Below are 17,908 nucleotides of genomic sequence, written 5' to 3' on the forward strand. Positions count from 1 at the left end.
GGAGCGCCGCAAGGGAGCTCAGGTGCCGGAGGCGAGCCCACGCTGGGCCAGCAGCTCCGTCAGCCGATCCACCACTTCCGGTATCGCCAGGCTCGTGGTGTCCAGCTCGACGGCATCTTCGGCCGGTACGAGTGGCGCCACGCTGCGTTGCATATCGCGCGCATCGCGTGCCTGAATCTCCTTGAGAAGACTCGATAGACTAGCATCCACCCCTGCCTCCCGCAACTGGCGCTGGCGACGATGCGCCCGCTCCTCGGCACTGGCCGTGAGGAAGATCTTCAGCGGCGCATCGACGAACACCACGGTGCCCATGTCGCGCCCGTCGGCGACCAGCCCCGGGGCCTGGCGAAAGCCGTGCTGCCGCTTGAGCAGCGCCTCGCGCACCGCCGGCAGCGAGGCGACTCGCGAGGCCGCGTCACCGACCTGCTCGGTACGGATCGTGCTCGTCGCGTCATCGCCCTCGAGCAGGATGCGCGCTTCGCCGTTCTCGGCCAGGAACACCACGTCCAGGGTCTCGGCGATGGCCGCCACCGCCGGTTCATCATCCAGCGCCACGTCGTGCCGGGTGGCCGCCAGGGCCGTCAGCCGATAGAGCGCGCCGCTGTCCAGCAGGTGCCAGCCCAGTCGCTCGGCGACCAGACGACTGATGGTGCCCTTGCCAGCCCCGCCGGGGCCGTCGATGGTCAGTACCGGCGCCCGATCGCTCATGACGCCTCCTGCTGTTCTTCGAGGGAAAGCCCCACACGGCGGGCCAGATCCACGAAACCGGGGAAGGACGTCCCCACGTTGGCGCAGTCGTCGATGACGATCTCGTCGGAGGCTCTCAGGGCCGCCACGGCAAAGGCCATGGCGATGCGGTGGTCGCCCAGGCTGTCGATGCGACCGCCACCGTAGCTCGGGCCGTCGGCGCCCTGCCCTTCGAGGCGACCGACGATGTCGATGCCATCTTCATAGAGACGGTTCTCGACCCCCAGCACGGTGAGGCCATCGGCCATGGCCTTGAGACGATCGGATTCCTTGACGCGCAGCTCGGCGGCATCGCGCAGCCGGGTCGTGCCTTCGGCATTGGCGGCCGCCACGAACAGCGCAGGAAACTCGTCGATGGCAAGCGGCACCTGGTCGACCGGAATGTCGATGCCCTTGAGCGGCGCATAGCGAATGTGCAGGTCGGCCACGGGCTCGCCGCCCACCTCGCGCTCGTTCTCGAGACGCAGGTCGGCCCCCATCTGCTGCAGAATGTTGATCACGCCGATGCGGGTCGGGTTGATGCCCACGTGCTCGAGCACCAGATCGGCGCCCGGCGTGATGGCGGCCGCCACCAGGAAGAAGGTCGCCGAGGAGATGTCCGACGGCACATCGATGGGCGCCGCCGCCAGCTCACCGCCGCCCTGCAGCCAGCAGGTGTCACCCTGGCGCTCGACCTCATAGCCGAACCCGTTGAGCATGCGTTCGGTGTGGTCGCGGGTCGGTGCCGGCTCACGCACCCGGGTCTCGCCCTCGGCATAGAGCCCGGCGAGCAGCAAGCAGGACTTCACCTGGGCGCTGGCCATCGGCATGTCGTAGGTGATGCCCTTGAGCGGCTGGCCACCCTTGATTTTCATCGGCGGGCGGCCGCCCTCGGCGGTCTCGATCACAGCACCCATCTCGCGCAGCGGATCGGCCACGCGACCCATGGGGCGCTTGGTCAGCGAGTGATCGCCGGTCAGCTCGGTATCGAACGACTGACCGGCCAGCAGCCCGGCGAACAGGCGCATGGCCGTGCCGGCGTTGCCCACGTAGAGCGGTCCGGCCGGCGCCTTGAGGCCGTGCAGGCCGACGCCGTGCACGGTGACGCGCCCCTGGTGAGGCCCCTCGATGGCCACGCCCATCTCGCGGAACGCCTGCAGAGTGGCCAGGCTGTCCTCGCCCTCCAGAAAGCCGGAGACCTCGGTCACGCCCTCGGCCAAGGCGCCGAGCATGATCGAGCGATGAGAGATCGACTTGTCGCCGGGTACGCGGATGCGCCCGGTCACACCGCCGCCGGGGCTGACCCGGTAGCGCAGCTGGTCTTGTGCTTGCATCTGGTATTCCGCCTGGTAACTGGTCTGGTTAAGCAGGGTATCGAAGTAGTGTCGGGCATGACTGGCGCGATCGAAGGTCGCCAGCATGGCATCGGTGTCGCCGCGCTCGACGGCGTCGCGCAGCCGGGCCACACCGGATTCGAAGTCGTCGAGGGCATGCAGCACGGCGTCGCGATTGGCGACGAAGATGTCACGCCACATCACCGGATCGCTGCCGGCGATGCGCGTGAAGTCGCGAAAGCCGCCGGCGGCGTAGCGGAAGATGTCGAGCCGCTCGTCCTGGCGCGCCAGGGTATCCACCAGCGAGAAGGCCAGCAGGTGCGGCAGATGGCTGGTGCGGGCCAGCACCTCGTCGTGACGCTCCACGCCCATCTCCAGCACCTCGGCGCCGGCGCGCTCCCACAGCGCACGCACCTTGCCCAGCGCCTCGGGATCGGTGGTCGGCTCGGGCGTCAGGATCACCTTGTGGCCGACGTAGAGCTCGGAGTTGGCCGCCGCCACGCCGCTCTTCTCGGAGCCGGCGATGGGGTGGCCGAGCACCAGATTCGGCGGCATGCTGCCGAACACGGCCTCGGCCGCTTCGCGAATGGCGCCCTTGGTGCTGCCCACGTCGGTGATCACCACTCCCTTCGCGATGGCATCCGCGTCGGCGAGCTCGGCCATGACCTGGCGCATCGCCAGCACCGGAACCGCCAGCACCACCAGATCGACGCCGTCGAGCAGCGACGCCAGGCGCGTGTCGCCGCGGTCGACCAGCCCCATCTCGATGCCGCGCGCGATCTCGTCGGCATCGGGGTCGCAGGCCAGGATTTCGGCACGCTTATCAGCGGCCCCGAAGCCGGCCGCACCCCCTTCAGCGGCCCCGAAGCCGGCCGTAGCTCCTTCAGCGGCCCCGAAGCCGGCCGCACCCCCTTCAGCGGCTCCAAAGCCGGCCGCGCCTTTTCCAGACGCCCCGAAACCGGCCTTGCGCAGCGCCGCGGCGAGCGAGCCGCCGATCAGGCCGAGACCGACGATCAGCACCCGGTCGGGCATGGCATTCCGTTGCATCCTAGAGCACGCCCTGGGGATAGGAGCCCAGCACCTTGAGCTCGGCGGCGCGCAGGCGCACCTCCTCGAGCACCGCGGCAACCCGCGGTTCGTCGCGATGGCCCTTGAAATCGATGAAGAACACGTAGTTCCACACACCGGTACGCGAGGGCCGCGTCTCCAGGCGCGTCATGTCGATCTGGTGGCGATGGAACGGCTCCAGCAGGTCGTGCAGGGCGCCGGGCTGGTTACGCATGGCCACCACGATGGAGGTCTTGTCCTCGCCGGACATCGGCACCTGCTGGTTGCCGATGATCAGGAAACGCGTGGAATTGTCCGGGCTGTCCTCGATCTTCTCGGCCAGACGCGTCAGGCCGTAGAGCTTGGCGGCCATGTCGCCGGCAATGGCGGCGCTGTGCCACTCGGTCTTCACCAGGCGAGCCGCCTCGGCATTGGACGACACCGGAATGCGCTCGGCGTGAGGATAGTGGGCATCCAGCCACTTGCGGCACTGGGCAAAGGACTGCGGATGCGAGTAGATCCGCGAGACCTTGTCCGGGCGCGTGGTCTCGGCCACCAGCAGATGGTGATGAATGCGCAGCACCACCTCGCCGCAGATGCCCATGCCGGAATCCATGAAGGAGTCCAGGGTGTGGTTGACCACCCCCTCGGTGGAGTTCTCCACCGGCACCACGCCGTAGTTGACGGCACCGGCCTCCACTTCGCGGAACACCTCGTCGATGGCCGCCATCGGCAGGCTGACCGCACTCTCGCCGAAGTGCTTGAGCGCCGCCTGCTGGGTGAAGGTACCTTCCGGCCCCAGGTAGGCGACCTTGACCGGCTGCTCCAGCGCCAGGCAGGCCGACATGATCTCGCGGAACAGCCGGGCCATTTCCTCGCCGTCGAGGGGCCCCGGGTTGAGCTCCATGATTCGCCGCAGCACCTGGGCCTCACGCTCGGGCCGGTAGAACACGGCCTTGGGGTCGCCCTGGGTCTTGACCTCGGCCACGCGGCGGGCACACTCCGCCCGCTCGCTGATCAGCCGCAGGATCTCGCCGTCCAGCTCGTCGATACGCTGACGCAGCGAATCGAGATTGATGGGGGCATCACTCATCGGTGGTTCCCTTTTCCTCGGGGCCACGCCCCGTTGTCATACGGAGATTCAGGCGTGAAGGCGGGCACCGAAGGGACGCCCGCTTTCACCTCACCCGTTGCGCTTCTCGAAGTCGGCCATGAAGTCGACCAAGGCCTCCACGCCGGCCTCGGGCACAGCATTGTAGAGGCTGGCCCGCATGCCGCCGACGCTACGGTGACCCTTGAGGTTCAGCAGCCCCGCCTGCTCCGATTCCGCCAGGAAGGCCTTGTCGAGCCGGTCGTCGGCGAGGACGAACGGCACGTTCATCCGCGAGCGATTGATCCGGGCGATCGGGTTCGAATAGAAGTCGCTGCCGTCGATGGCGGCGTAGAGCTTCTCGGCCTTGCGTGTGTTGAGGGCATCCATGGCCGCCAGGCCACCGATGTCGTGCTTGAGCCACTGGAACACCAGGCCGGCCAGGTACCAGCCGTAGGTCGCCGGGGTGTTGACCATGGAGCCGGCCTCGGCCAGCGCCTTGTAGCCCATCAGGCTCGGCATCTCGGCGCAGGCACGATCGAGCAGGTCGTCGCGCACGATCACCAGGGTCAGACCGGCCGGCCCGATGTTCTTCTGGGCACCGGCATAAATGATACCGAACTGCGAGACGTCGATCGGCCCGGACAGGATGCTCGACGACATGTCGCACACCAGCGGTACCTCGGTGCCGTCCGGGCGCACGCCGCGGGGCACGTAGTCGAACTCGATCCCACCGATGGTCTCGTTGGCGGTGTAGTGCAGATAGGCGGCATCATCGCTCAGCGCGATGTCGGCCTGGCGCGGCACGGCGCTGTGACCGTTCGCCTCGCTGGAGGCCGCGATGGGCGCCGCACCGAACAGGTGACGCGTCTCGGCGATGGCCTTCTTGCCCCAGATCCCGGTGTGCAGGAAGTTGGCGCTGCCGCCGTGGCCCAGCAGGTTGTAGGGCACGGCGGCGAACTGCAGCGTCGCCCCGCCCTGGGTGAACAGCACCCGGTAGTTGTCGGGAATCGCCAGCAGCTCGCGCAGATCGCGCTCGGCCTGTTCGGCGATGGCCACGAACTCGGCGGAGCGATGACTCATCTCCATCACCGAGAGGCCACGCCCCTGGTAGTCCAGCAGCTCGTCGCGGGCGCGCTCCAGGACCGGCTTCGGCAAGGCAGCCGGGCCGGCGCAAAAGTTGAAATGGCGTGTCATCAGCGTTGTCGTTCCGTTAGCTATTACTGATCATCGTCCTCGGCGGACGGCTCGCTGCCGGCCTCGGCATCGGGACCGTCAATGACGCCCTCTTCCTCGCCCTCGGCAGGCGTCGCCTCGTCCTCGGGCTCGTCGATGCGCACGGTCTTGACCAGCGCTTCGGCCTCGCCCAGGCGAATCAGCATCACGCCCTGGGTGTTGCGCGAGCTGATCGACACCTCGTCGACACGAGTGCGCACCAGGGTGCCGCGGTCGGTGATCAGCATCATCTCGTCGGCGCCGTAGACCTGCATCGCCGCCACCAGGGCGCCGTTGCGCTCGCTGGTCTGCATGGCGATCACGCCCTGGCCGCCGCGACCGCGCAGCGGAAATTCCTCGAGGCGAGTGCGCTTGCCATAGCCGTTCTCGCTGGCGGTGAGGATGTAGATCTGGCCACCGTTGCCGCCCGCGTCCTCGACGCTCTCGACCGACTCGTCCTCGCCTTCGCTGTCGATCCGCTGGCTCTGCGGGATGATCAGGCTGATCACCTCGGCACCCCCCAGCAGCTTCATGCCGCGCACGCCGCGCGCGGTACGCCCCATGGCACGCACGTCACTTTCCTCGAAGCGGATCGCCTTGCCGTTGGACGACAGCAGCATGGCGTGGTCCGAACCGCTGGTGATGGCGGCACCGACCAGGCGATCGTCCTCTTCCAGCTCGATCGCGATCAGGCCCACGCTGCGCGGCCGGGAGAACTGCTCCAGGCTGGTGCGCTTGACGGTGCCCTTGGCGGTGGCGAAGAAGATGTAGCACTCGGGGTCGTAGTCGCGCACCGGCAGGATGGCGTTGATCGACTCGCCCTCGTCCAGCGGCAGCAGATTGACCAGCGGCTTGCCGCGCGAGCCGCGGCTGGCGGCCGGCATCTCGTAGACCTTGAGCCAGTAGACCTTGCCGCGGTTGGAGAACAGCAGCACGGTATCGTGGGTCGAGGCCACCAGCAGGTGCTCGATGACGTCCTCGTCCTTCATCGAGGTGGCGGACTTGCCGCGGCCGCCGCGGCGCTGGGCCTGATAGTCGGACAGCGGCTGGGTCTTGGCGTAGCCGGAGCGGGACACGGTGACCACCATGTCCTCCTCGGCGATCAGGTCCTCGATGGACAGGTCGAGGTGGCTGACCTGAATCTCGGTGCGGCGCGGCTCGCCGAACTGATCACGCACGGCGGTCAGCTCCTCGCGAATCACTTCCAGCAGGCGCTCGGCGCTGGCCAGGATCTCGGTGAGCTCGGCGATCCGCTCGAGGATCTTCAGGTACTCGTCGAGCAGCTTCTCGGTCTCGAGGCCGGTCAGGCGATGCAGGCGCAGCTCGAGAATGGCCTGGGCCTGGGCCGGCGAGAGGCGATACTCGGTGGCCTCCTCGTTGAGGCCGAAGCCTTCTTCCAGCTCCTCGGGCTTGCAGGAGTGGGCCCCGGCGCGCTCGAGCATACCGGTCACCTGCCCCGGCGACCAGCTGCGGCCGAGCAGCTTCTCCTTGGCCTCGGCGGCGTTCGGCGAGGCCTTGATCAGCTCGATCACCTCGTCGATGTTGGAGATGGCGACGGTCAGGCCTTCGAGAATATGGCCGCGCTCGCGGGCCTTCTTGAGCTCGAACAGGGTCCGGCGGGTCACCACCTCGCGGCGGTGGCGAATGAACGCCTCGAGCACCTGCTTGAGATTGTGGGTGCGCGGCTCGCCGCCCTCGAGGGCCACCATGTTGATGCCGAAGACGTTCTGCAGCTGGGTCTGGGCGAAGAGGTTGTTGACCACCACCTCCCCGGACTCGCCGCGCTTGACCTCGATGACGACCCGCAGGCCGTCCTTGTCGGACTCGTCGCGCAGCTCGGCGATGCCGTCGATGCGCTTGTCCTTGACCAGCTCGGCGATCTTCTCGATCAGCCGCGCCTTGTTCACCTGATAGGGCAGCTCGGTGACGATGATGTGGTCGCGACCGGTCTTGTCATCGTGTTCGATGGTGTGGCGGGCACGCACGTAGATGCGCCCGCGGCCGGTGCGATAGGCCTCGAGGATGCCGGCACGGCCGTTGATGATGCCGCCGGTGGGGAAGTCCGGACCGGGGATGTACTCCATCAGATCGTCGACCGACAGGGTGTGATCGTCGATCAGCGCCAGGCAGCCGTCGATCACCTCGGTCATGTTGTGCGGCGGGATGTTGGTCGCCATGCCCACGGCGATGCCCGAGGAGCCGTTGACCAGCAGGTTCGGCACCTTGGTCGGCAGCACGTCGGGGATGCGCTCGGTGCCGTCGTAGTTGTCGACCCAGTCGACGGTGTCCTTCTCGAGGTCGGCCATCAGCTCGTGGGCGAGCCGGGCCATGCGCACCTCGGTATAACGCATCGCGGCGGCGTTGTCGCCGTCGATGGAGCCGAAGTTGCCCTGGCCGTCGACCAGCACGTGGCGCATGGAGAAGTCCTGGGCCATGCGCACGATGGTGTCGTAGACGGCGCTGTCACCGTGAGGGTGGTACTTACCGATGACATCGCCGACGACGCGCGCCGACTTCTTGTACGGCTTGTTCCAGTCGTTGCTCAGCTCGTGCATGGCGTAGAGCACGCGGCGGTGGACCGGCTTCAAGCCATCGCGCACGTCGGGCAGCGCACGGCCGATGATCACGCTCATCGCGTAATCGAGGTACGACTGCTTGAGCTCGTCCTCGATGTTGACTGGCAGAATCTCTCTGGCGATGTCACCCATGGGTCGTCGAATCCTTTGCACTGCAAGAGGTTGGCGCGCCGTCTGGCCGTGAGACGGCGCGCCATTTCAGCCGAACATGATACCACTCCGGGCGCCGCAAAGCAGCGGTCATGCGACGACCAGCGGCGCCAGAGCCTCGCGCAGTTCGCCGCTGATGCTCACCGCCTTGTTGGTGGCCACGTCCAGCAGCACGAAGGTGATATCGGCGCTGGCCACCGACTTGCCGTCTCGGGCCCGGCGCACCTCCTGGCGCATGCGGGCGCTGCGGCTGCCGAGCTCGGCGAGGCCGGTGACGATCTCCAGCTCGTCGCCGGCCGACGCGGCGCGCCGATAGTCGATGTTGAGATTGACCACGACGAAGGCCACTTCGCCGCGCCCCACCACCTCGCCGAGCGCCGGGCGCTCGTCGAAGAAGCTCCAGCGCCCCTCTTCGAGGAACTCCAGATAGCGGGCATTGTTGACGTGGCCATAGCCGTCGAGGTGGTAGCCGCGCACGCGCAGCGAGACGATGGAGCGAGGATCATCCATGAGACATCTCCCGGGGAATGAAGAGCGAAACCCGATTCTATTCAGCCCCGACGCCGACCTTCAAACAGCAGTTTGAACGCGAGACCGATCGGGCGCTGGCACCCCCGTTCCCCATTCGCCATAATGTGCCTCCTTTATTGCCCAGGATACGCTTCATTCATGTGGTTCAAGCACTTGCATCTCTATCGCCTGCACGACGCGCCCGAGCTGGACGCCGCCCGCCTCGAGGAAGCGCTGGGAGAGCAGGCGTTTCGCCCGCTGGGCGGCAGTGAAGCCCGTCGCCTCGGCTGGTGCGCCCCGGCCGGCCGGGCCGGCACCCAGCTGCTGCACGAACTGCAGGGCCAGCGCCTGATCACCGCCCTGCGCCAGGAACGCCTGCTGCCGGCCGCGGTGGTCAAGGAAGAGCTGGAGGAGCGCGTCGAGGCGATCGAGGTCGCCGAGAGCCGCAAACTGCGCCGCCAGGAAAAGCTCACGCTCAAGGAGCAGGTCTACGAGGAACTGCTGCCGCGCGCCTTCGTGCGCAGCCAGAAAGTCGACCTGTGGTGGGACACCCGGCGCGGCCTGATCGCCGTCAACACCAGCAGCCGCAAGCGCGCCGAGGAACTGCTCGACCTGCTGCGCGAGACCCTGGGCAGCCTCAAGGTCACCCCGCTGGCCAGCCAGACCCTGCCGATGCGCGCCATGACCACCTGGCTCGGCGATGCCGCGTCGCGGCCGGAGGACATGGCGCTCGGCGACCAGGTCGAACTCAAGGCCAAGGGCGATGACGGCGTGCTGCGGGCCCGCCAGGTCGACCTCGACAGCGACGAGATCCAGCAGCTGCTCGAGAGCGGTCGCCAGGCCAGCAAGATGGCCCTGGGCCTCGAGGGCCGGCTGACGTTCGTGCTCCACGACGACCTGGCGGTCAAGTCGCTGCGCTTCGACGACGCCCTGATCGACGAGGCCGGCCAGACCGACGACGGCGACGACGCCCTGGTGCGTCTGGAAACCGATTTCATGCTGATGACCCAGGCGCTGGCCGACGGCATCGAGCGCCTGCTGGCCTGGCTGGGCGGTGAAGCCCAGGCTGGCCAGGCCACTCCCTCCGCCTGACCCACACGGCCGCGCTCATGACGACCATGCAAGACCAACACGACAACGATCCCTGGGCCGAGATCCGGCCCTATCATGACGAGGAAGTGCCCGAGGTACTCGAGCGCCTCGCCCGGGACCCGGAGCTGCTCGACGCCCTGACCCGCTTTCGTCTGCCGCGCCTGGCGAAGTGGATGCCGCGGCTGTCGCGGACCATCGCCAGTGCCGCGGTACGGCGCGAGGTGCGCGGCGTCACCTCCATCCGTGGCTTCCAGGATCGCATCGCGTCCTACATGCAGCGGATGCTCCGCAACTCGACCACCGACTTCCGCGTCGATGGCCTCGAGCAGCTGGAACCCGACACGGCCTATCTGTTCATCGGCAACCACCGCGATATCTCGCTGGACCCGGCGTTCGTCAACTACGCCCTCTATCTGGCGGACCGCAACACGGTACGCATCGCCATCGGCGACAACCTGCTGCAGAAGCCCTATGTCACCGACCTGATGCGGCTCAACAAGAGCTTCATCGTGCCGCGCAGCGCGCGCGGCAAGCGCGCCATGCTGGCCGCCTATCAGAAGCTCTCGGCCTATATCCGCCACTCGATCACCGGTGACAACCACTCGATCTGGATGGCCCAGCGCGAGGGCCGGGCCAAGGACGGCATCGACGGCACCGACCCGGCGATCGTCAAGATGCTGAGCATGGCGCGACGCACCGTCGACCGCGATGCCGGCATCGGCGAGGCCATCGCCGAGCTGCGCGTGGTGCCGGTATCGATCAGCTACGAGTACGATCCCTGCGACGTCCAGAAGGCCCGCGAACTGCACGCCGTGCACACCAGCGGCGGCTACGACAAGAGCGAGTTCGAGGACATCCGCTCCATCGTGGCCGGCATCACCGGTCAGAAGGGCCGTGTCCACCTGCGTTTCGGCACCCCGCTCTCGGCGGACTTCGACAGCCCCGACGCGGTGGCCGCGGAGATCGATCGTCAGGTGCTCGGCGGCTACCACCTGTTCCCCAGCCACTATCTGGCCCTCGAGGCCCTGGGTGACGCGCCGGAACTGCTGGACCTGAGCGAGGTCACCGACGCCGACCGCGCCCGCTTCAAGGCCCGCCTCGCCGAGGTGCCGGCCGAGCTGCGCGGCTGGTGGCTGGCCCAGTACGCCAACCCGGTACGCAACGTTCACGGCAGCATCTAGGCCGACTGTCGTATGCTGTGAGGCGACAGGGAGTGTCGCCCCACCGCTGACGGGAGAGCCAGGATGACGCCGAGCCACGAACAACGAGCCAGTCAGGCCCGGGAAGCCCACAAGGTCACGCTGGTCGGCGCGGTGGTGGACTTGCTGGTCGGCATGGCCAAGCTCATCGCCGGCCTGGTGGTGGGCTCGGCGGCGCTGGTCGCCGACGGCATCCACTCCTTCTCCGACATCCTCACCGACCTCTTCGTGGTCGCGGCCACCCACTTCGGCCGCCAGGCCCCCGATCGCGGCCACCCCTACGGCCATGGGCGCATCGAGACGCTGGCCACGCTGTGGCTCGGCGGCGTGCTGATCTTCGTCGCCGGTGCCATCGCCTGGGCCAGCCTGGGGCGACTGATCGGCGGCGAAGCGGTTCCCGCACCCGGCGGCTGGGCGATCGCCATCGCCGTCGTGTCTCTGCTCGCCAAGGAAGCCATCTATCACTACACGATGCGGGCCGCCCGGCGCATCGGCTCGCGCCTGCTCGAGGCCAACGCCTGGCACTCACGCTCCGATGCCCTCTCCACCCTGGTGGTGCTGGTCGGCCTGGTCGCGACCCAGCTGGGTTTCGCCTGGATGGATGCCGTCGCGGCGATCATCGTCGGCGTGATGGTCGGCCGGATCGGCGGCCGCCTGCTGTGGGAATCCAGCCAGGAACTGATCGACACGGCGCTGCCGGAGGACGAGCAGGCGCTGCTGAAGCGCACCGCCGAGACGGTGCCGGGCGTGCGCGGCGTTCACGAGCTGCGCACCCGTCGCATTGCCGGCGATGCTTTGCTCGACCTGCATATCGTGGTGCCGCCGCGAGTCACCGTGTCCGAGGCCCACGAGATCGGCAATGCCGTCAGCCGCCGACTGCGCGAGGCCATGCCGCAGCTGGCCGATATCACCTTCCATGTCGATCCCGAGGACGACGAGGGGCAGACCGAGCACAGCCTGCGCCCTGGCCTGCCCCTGCGCGACGACGTCGAGACCCTGCTGGACCATGCCTGGGGCGCCTCGCCGACCTGGCGGGCACGCGTCGACCTGGACCTGCACTATCTGGATGACCGCATCGATGTGTCACTCTACCTGGAGACTCTCCCCGCGACCGTCGACCTGGACGCTGCCGCCGCCGAACTGCGCCGCGCCGCAAAGGGCCTCGACTGGCTGGGTCGGCTGAGACTCTGGCAGGGACCGGGGCGCGGCTGAGCGCCCTCGGGCTCTCGCATTAGCGCCGCCTCCCGCCTAAGATTTGACTCATCTTCATTCATTAGCGGGACGACATGTCCAACCCCTCTCGCCACGGCCCGGCATCTCCCGGCCGCCGACGCTGCCTGGCGATGCTTGGCGGCCTGCTGGCGGCCGGCGCCTTGGGGCTGCATACCGCCGACTCGCAGGCACGCATCGACCGCACACGCCTGCGCGACAGCATGCGGCAACAATATGGTGAGGGCGGCGTTTCGGTGCTGGAAGAGTGGCTGGCGATGCTGGACGAGCTGAGAGGTGCCGCCGTCGACGCGCAGCTGCGAGGGGTCAACGACTTCGTCAACCGTCGGGTGCGCTGGCTGGAAGATCCCAGCGTATGGGAGCAGGAAGACTACTGGGCCACGCCGCTGGAAACACTGGGGCGCGGCGCCGGTGACTGCGAGGATTTCACCATCGCCAAGTACGTGTCGCTGCGCGAGCTGGAGGTGCCCGAGCCACAGCTGCGACTGATCTACGTCAAGGCCCGTATCGGCCGCAGCGACATCACCCAGGCACACATGGTGCTCGGCTATTATGCCTCCCCCGGCGCGGAACCCCAGGTCCTGGACAACCTGGTGACGTCGATCACGCCGGCCAGCCTACGCACCGATCTCGACCCGCTGTTCAGCTTCAATGGCAGCGGCCTGTGGGCCGGAGGTTCCGGCCAGTCGCGCGCCGATCCGGTAGCGCGTCTATCGCGTTGGCGCAGCGCCATCGACCGCATGCGGCGGCAGGGCTTCATCCAAGGAGGATAATGCATGTCACTCATCAAGCAGCTCTGGCTAATCATCGTGGGCCTCGTGCTGCTGTCCTTCGGGGCCAGCCTGTTCATCGGCGTGAGCACGAGCCGTGCCTACATCGAGCAGGAAGTGCGCATCAAGAACGCCGACAACGCCAATGCCCTGGCGCTGACCATGACCCAGATGCCCAAGGACGACGTCACCCTGGAGCTCTTGATCGCCGCCCAGTTCGATACCGGCTACTATCGGCGCATCGAGCTGCGCACGCCCGAGGGCGAGCTGATCGAGTCCCGCCAGGCCGACGAGGCCATCGGCGACGTACCGGCGTGGTTCGTCGATCTGATCGACTTCAACGTGGCGCCGGGCGTGGCGGTGATCCAGGACGGCTGGCAGCAGTTCGCCACCCTGTCCGTGGAGAGCCAGCACAGCTACGCCTATCGCTCGCTCTGGAACAGCACCTTGAAGTTGACCGGCTGGTTCACGTTGGCCGGCGCCCTCGGCCTGCTGCTGGGCGGCTGGCTGATTCGCGGGATCCGCCGGCCACTGCACCGCGTCGTCGAACAGGCACGGAACATCGGCATGCGCCGATTCACCACCTCTCCGGTTCCCCGCACCCAGGAGCTCGGTGACGTGGTCGAGGCCATGAACCAGCTGAGTCGCGACGTCGGCGACATGCTCGGGCGCGAAAGCCAGCAGCTCGATGTCCTGCGTCGCCGCCTGCAGCATGACGCGATCACCGATGCCCTGAACCGCGATGCCTTCCTCGCCCAGCTGCAGCTCCATCTGGAGAGCCATGACTTCCGGGCCAGCGGCGGCCTGGCGCTGATCCGCGTCAGCCACCTGGCTGATGTCAATGAACGACTCGGCCATTCCGGCGCGGATGGCCTGCTGAAGGAGCTCGTGGTCGCGCTGGAGCAGCTGGCCCAGGACCACGGCAGTGGCCTGGTCGGGCGCCTCAACGGCAGCGACTTCGTCCTGCTGCTGCCCGGGCTCGACGATCTGACCTTCGCTCAGCAGAAGCTGAACACTCGCCTCAAGACCCTGACGGAGGCTAGTGACGCCTCGCTCCTGCTGCCTGGCGCGATCTGTCACTATGCCCAGGGCGACAATCGCGGCACGCTGCTGGCCGGCCTCGACGGCGCCCTGTCGATGACCGAATCCAACGGCCAGCACGATATCGCCATCATCGACGGCGAGCGGTCCGCCAGCCTCTTCAAGAACCATGCCGAGTGGCGAGAGGCGCTCCAGGGCGCCCTCAGGGAAGGAGTGTCTCTGGCCCACTACCCGGTGCTGGACCGCGACGGCAAGCTGCTGCACTTCGAGTGCCCCTCACGGCTGCGCCTGAAGCAGCAGTGGCACTCCGCCGGCGTGTTCATCCCCTGGGTCTCACGGCTGGGGATGACGACACAGCTCGACCTGGCCGTCGTCGATGCCGCCCTGCAGGACATCACCCAGCGTCAGCAGCCGGTCGGCATCAACCTCTCGGGCGACTCGATGCGCGATGCCCACTTCGCCCTGGAGCTTCGCGCGCGCCTGAGCGCCCGCCCCGAGGCCGCCCGTCGGCTGTGGGTCGAAATCCCCGGCAATCTGGCCATTCAGGATCTCGAGCACTTCCGCAGCCTGTGCAAGGCGCTTCAGCCTCTGGGCTGCCGGGTGGGGCTCGAACACGTCGGCGCCGAGTTCGCGCGTATCTCCAACCTTCACGACCTTGGCCTGGCCTATCTCAAGCTCGACAGCTCGCTGACACAGGGCATCTCGGACAGCCATGAACAGCAGACGATCCTGCGCGGCATGGCGACGCTCTGTCACTCGCTCGGCACCCTGGCCATCGCCGAGGGCGTCGAGACTCACGACCAGGCCGGCACGCTCTTCGAGGTAGGGCTCGACGGGGTGACCGGCCCAGGCATTCGCCACAATGACAAGACCGGCTTCTAGCCGTTCCCACGCCCCAACGAACCCCGCCGGCCACGAGGCCGGCGGGGTTCGTTGAGACATTCTTCAGCATGCCGGCGCAGGCGCTCAGATCACGTCATCGCCACCCTCGCGATCCGACACCAGATGCAGGCCATTGAGCCGGCGACGCAGCGACTGTCGCTCCATGACCTTCTGCTGGGCCGCCTCGGGCAGCTCGGTGAAGCGAATGAGCCCCTTGTCCATCAGCAGCTCGATCACGTCCTCCAGCACCCGCACGAAGGCCAGATCCGACGCCTGGAAACGCGACTTGCCGGACTCACCCTCCGACAGAAACGCCAGCAGCTCCGGCGAATCGGCCGGCAGGAACTCGGTGCAGTGCGGCGTTTCCTCGCGACTCACCAGCTGGATATGCCCACCCTCGTCTCGCTGGACGTACATGATTCGCTCTCCTCTGGGTCACTGACCGCATATTAGCAGGCACGGGACCAAGAAAAGCGCCCGGCGTGAGCCGGGCGCCATGGTGAAACGCAACTCACTCGATATCGAGCTGGCCGTTGTTCTGAAGGTCCGACACGGATGTCACCACATTCTGCAGTTGGATGATCTGGTCCGCAGCACTGACGTCGCCCGAGGTCATATCTCCCGAAGTACTGATATGCAGCGTCGTATTGGTGCCGTCGTCGGTCGACTGAATATAGCTGGACAGGTCTTCGCCATCCTGCATACCGGCCATCAGGTCCGACAGGTCCAGCTTGTCCGCGTTGGCATCGGTGCCGAAGGTGCCCGTCGTGAAATCGGTGACCGTATCCTCGGCGGGCGTCGAAGAGCTGCCTTCATCACCGAGATTCCAGGCGAAGACATCGGCCCCGAGGCCACCGGTAAGGGTGTCATCTCCGACACCACCACTGAGCACCTGCGAGCCGGCTCCTCCCACAAGCACGTTATCTCCCGCATCAATACTCAGGAGATCGCTATTCTGAACCGTAATGTCTAAGGAACCGGACACATTGTCGCCGTCCGCGTCCGTAGCGGTATAGCCAAACTCCAAAGTCTTAGGCTCCCCCTCATCTAGCGAGAAGGTCGAAACCGATGTAACCCTCAAAGAGGTTTTCGTACCGGCCGCCAGATCCACATAATCCAGGTAAGCACCCGACGGGGCAGTAATGAACAGGCTGCCATCCACCAGTGAGCTGGACGTGGCAACACCTGTGCTACTCGTACCATCGGTGAAGTAGGCGGTATAGGAAACAGACTCGCTCCCAGTCAGTCCATTCATGCCGATTTTGGCGACATAGGCCAGATTTTGCGCACCACTGGCCCCCTCGTCGTCAAATTCCAGCCTCATCACTTCACTCGTCTGGAATAAGTTGTTGTCGATACCCATGCCCTGCGTACTGGGGTTGACGTTGCCATTTCCTGTTATCTTGACCGACCAGTTACCGGTCGCGTCAGAGCCAAAGGTGGCATCTTCGTAAATATAGTAAGCAGGCTGTGGCCCACTGGCTCCCACTGAGCTCTGAAGGTCAGAATTGAGAACAGCCAAGTCCAAAGCCTGTAACTGCTCGAAGATGTAGGTACCATCCTGCTGCGCTGTCAACGTGAACACGACCTGTCCACCAGCCGTCGCGGTAAGTAACGCCCCACCGGAAGATACCTGGTAACTGATCTCCTTGCCGCCAGAAGTAAGCCCTGCCGGCGGAGTGCCAGAAAGGGTTACGCTACCAGGATAATCTGCACCAATATCGGCGAGATTTCCGTTAACGGTGACGCCGATTTCATTCAGACTCACGGCATTGGTAACGCTCGGCACTGGTGCATCGTCGATCGCGCGAATCACCAGGTCATCGCTGGCCGTGGTGCCGCCCACGCCATTGACCTGAATCGCGATGCTGTCGTCGAAGTGCTCCAGCGTGACGAGATCATCGCCGGTCACGGACTTGCTGTCGTTGTCGATCGTGGCGTTCAGCGTGTAGGTGTAACTGATGGTGCCACCGAAGCTGTCGCCGCTGTAACCGTCCAGGGACAGCGTGCCTTCACCGGTATTCACCGTCTGCGCGCCATCAAAGGCCTGCACCTGGGCCAGCGTGAAGGTGGTACCACCGATCACGACGTTCTGAATGCCATCACTGGCCGAGATCGTGAAGCTGCCTGTGGTGGTCTCACTGCCACTGCCCGCATCGCTGCCGTCGGGGGTCAGACCGGCTTCATAGACGGTGCCGTCCGGTCCGGTGGCCGCGGCAGTCACCACGGCGGCTCTGTCATCGGCGCCGCTGATGGTGATGGTCAGGCTGGCCGGGCTCTCGTCGCCGTCGGCATCGGTCAGCGTGTAGGTGAAGGTCTCGGTGAGGCTATCGCCCTCGCCCAGCGCCTGCACGGCGGGATTACTGTTGTCGAGCGCGTAGCTCCAAGTGCCGTCGCCGCTATCGATGAAGGTGCCATAGCTGGCCTGGGGGTTGTCGAAGGCCACGCCCGCGGGCCGGTCGGCACCCAGGGTGTCGTTGGTGAGCACGTTACCAGTCAGCGCCGTGGTGGTGTCCTCGGCGATGCTGGCGTCGGTATCGTCCATGGCGATGGGCTCGTCGTCGGCGATATCGATGGTCAGCGTGTCGTGGGCCTTATCGCCGTCCTGGTCGGTGACGGTGACGGCGAAGCTCTCGCTGTCGGGCGCCCCATCAGCGTGGTCGATGGCCGCGTCCAGCGTGTAGCTGTAGCTGTAGACGCCGCCCGCCAGGGTGACCGTGAGGGTGCCGTAGTTGCCCTGCACCGTGCCCCCGCCGGTGACGTCGATGCCCGTCCCGTCCTTGTCGACGATGACCAGGCCGTCGGTGGCCGCCAGGCTGTCATTGCCGGCGTCGATGGCAAAGGTGCCGTCGGTGGTCTCGCTGGCATCGTTGGGATCCGAGGAGCCGCCGCTCAGGCCAGCCTCGGACACGCTGTCGGGCCCGGCTTGAACGCCCTCGGCATCCGGATCCGTGTCGATCTGGAGCTGCGGCTCGCTGTCGGCCTCCACGGTGAGGGACACCGTGGCGGTGCTGGTGTCGCCGTCGGCGTCGGTGATGGTGTAGGT

Annotated in this window: 13 protein-coding genes; 5 read left to right on the forward strand and 8 right to left on the reverse strand. The window is 66.6% G+C overall.

The features are described from left to right. Positions 1–18 precede the first annotated feature (18 nt). The 6 genes from cmk to ACGTNF_RS04265 all read right to left on the reverse strand — a co-directional run bounded on the left by cmk (position 19) and on the right by ACGTNF_RS04265 (position 8,648). Positions 19–708 (reverse strand): (d)CMP kinase, encoded by a 690-nt coding sequence (gene cmk / locus ACGTNF_RS04240; protein WP_394600573.1) that lies wholly within the window; start codon positions 706–708, stop codon positions 19–21. Continuing rightward, positions 705–3,107, reverse strand: coding sequence for a bifunctional prephenate dehydrogenase/3-phosphoshikimate 1-carboxyvinyltransferase (locus ACGTNF_RS04245; RefSeq protein WP_394600574.1), 2,403 nt, complete (start codon positions 3,105–3,107; stop codon positions 705–707). The genes cmk and ACGTNF_RS04245 overlap by 4 nt, the downstream gene beginning before the upstream one ends. Before the next feature lies 1 nt (position 3,108). Beyond that, a complete protein-coding gene (gene pheA / locus ACGTNF_RS04250) occupies positions 3,109–4,200 on the reverse strand; it encodes a prephenate dehydratase (protein ID WP_394600575.1) in 1,092 nt (363 codons plus the stop codon). Between the two features lie 90 nt (positions 4,201–4,290). Continuing rightward, complete coding sequence (gene serC / locus ACGTNF_RS04255; protein WP_394600576.1) at positions 4,291–5,394, reverse strand: 3-phosphoserine/phosphohydroxythreonine transaminase; 1,104 nt, start codon at positions 5,392–5,394, stop codon at positions 4,291–4,293. A gap of 23 nt (positions 5,395–5,417) precedes the next feature. Further along, positions 5,418–8,120 (reverse strand): DNA gyrase subunit A, encoded by a 2,703-nt coding sequence (gyrA, locus tag ACGTNF_RS04260; RefSeq protein ID WP_394600577.1) that lies wholly within the window; start codon positions 8,118–8,120, stop codon positions 5,418–5,420. 108 nt (positions 8,121–8,228) lie between these two features. Beyond that, positions 8,229–8,648 carry an acyl-CoA thioesterase gene (locus ACGTNF_RS04265; protein WP_394600578.1) on the reverse strand — a complete coding sequence of 140 codons (420 nt, stop codon included), beginning with the start codon at positions 8,646–8,648 and terminating at the stop codon, positions 8,229–8,231. Between the two features lie 159 nt (positions 8,649–8,807). On the opposite strand from ACGTNF_RS04265, the gene ACGTNF_RS04270 reads away from it, so the two are divergent. The 5 genes from ACGTNF_RS04270 (at position 8,808) to ACGTNF_RS04290 (ending at position 14,862) form a co-directional block, all read left to right on the forward strand. Then, positions 8,808–9,740 (forward strand): recombination-associated protein RdgC, encoded by a 933-nt coding sequence (locus ACGTNF_RS04270; protein WP_016856473.1) that lies wholly within the window; start codon positions 8,808–8,810, stop codon positions 9,738–9,740. A gap of 26 nt (positions 9,741–9,766) precedes the next feature. Next, a complete protein-coding gene (locus ACGTNF_RS04275; protein WP_016856474.1) occupies positions 9,767–10,921 on the forward strand; it encodes a 1-acyl-sn-glycerol-3-phosphate acyltransferase in 1,155 nt (384 codons plus the stop codon). A 63-nt stretch (positions 10,922–10,984) separates the two neighbouring features. Continuing rightward, positions 10,985–12,151, forward strand: coding sequence for a cation diffusion facilitator family transporter (locus ACGTNF_RS04280; RefSeq protein ID WP_394600579.1), 1,167 nt, complete (start codon positions 10,985–10,987; stop codon positions 12,149–12,151). A 74-nt stretch (positions 12,152–12,225) separates the two neighbouring features. Continuing rightward, the gene (locus ACGTNF_RS04285; RefSeq protein WP_394600580.1) at positions 12,226–12,942 is read left to right on the forward strand and encodes a transglutaminase-like cysteine peptidase; all 717 of its coding nucleotides are present in this window, start codon (positions 12,226–12,228) and stop codon (positions 12,940–12,942) included. A gap of 3 nt (positions 12,943–12,945) precedes the next feature. After that, positions 12,946–14,862, forward strand: a complete 1,917-nt coding sequence (locus ACGTNF_RS04290) for an EAL domain-containing protein (protein WP_394600581.1) — start codon at positions 12,946–12,948, stop codon at positions 14,860–14,862. Positions 14,863–14,946: 84 nt separating this feature from the next. On the opposite strand, the gene ACGTNF_RS04295 is transcribed toward ACGTNF_RS04290, so the two are convergent. Next, positions 14,947–15,279, reverse strand: a complete 333-nt coding sequence (locus tag ACGTNF_RS04295; protein ID WP_394600582.1) for a tryptophan synthase subunit beta like protein — start codon at positions 15,277–15,279, stop codon at positions 14,947–14,949. A gap of 94 nt (positions 15,280–15,373) precedes the next feature. Next, the coding region (locus ACGTNF_RS04300) for a beta strand repeat-containing protein (RefSeq protein WP_394600583.1) at positions 15,374–17,908 on the reverse strand (2,535 nt) is incomplete at its 5' end.

This window comes from Halomonas sp. B23F22_10 (assembly GCF_043496975.1).
In the GTDB taxonomy this organism is placed as follows: Bacteria; Pseudomonadota; Gammaproteobacteria; order Pseudomonadales; family Halomonadaceae; genus Halomonas; species Halomonas smyrnensis.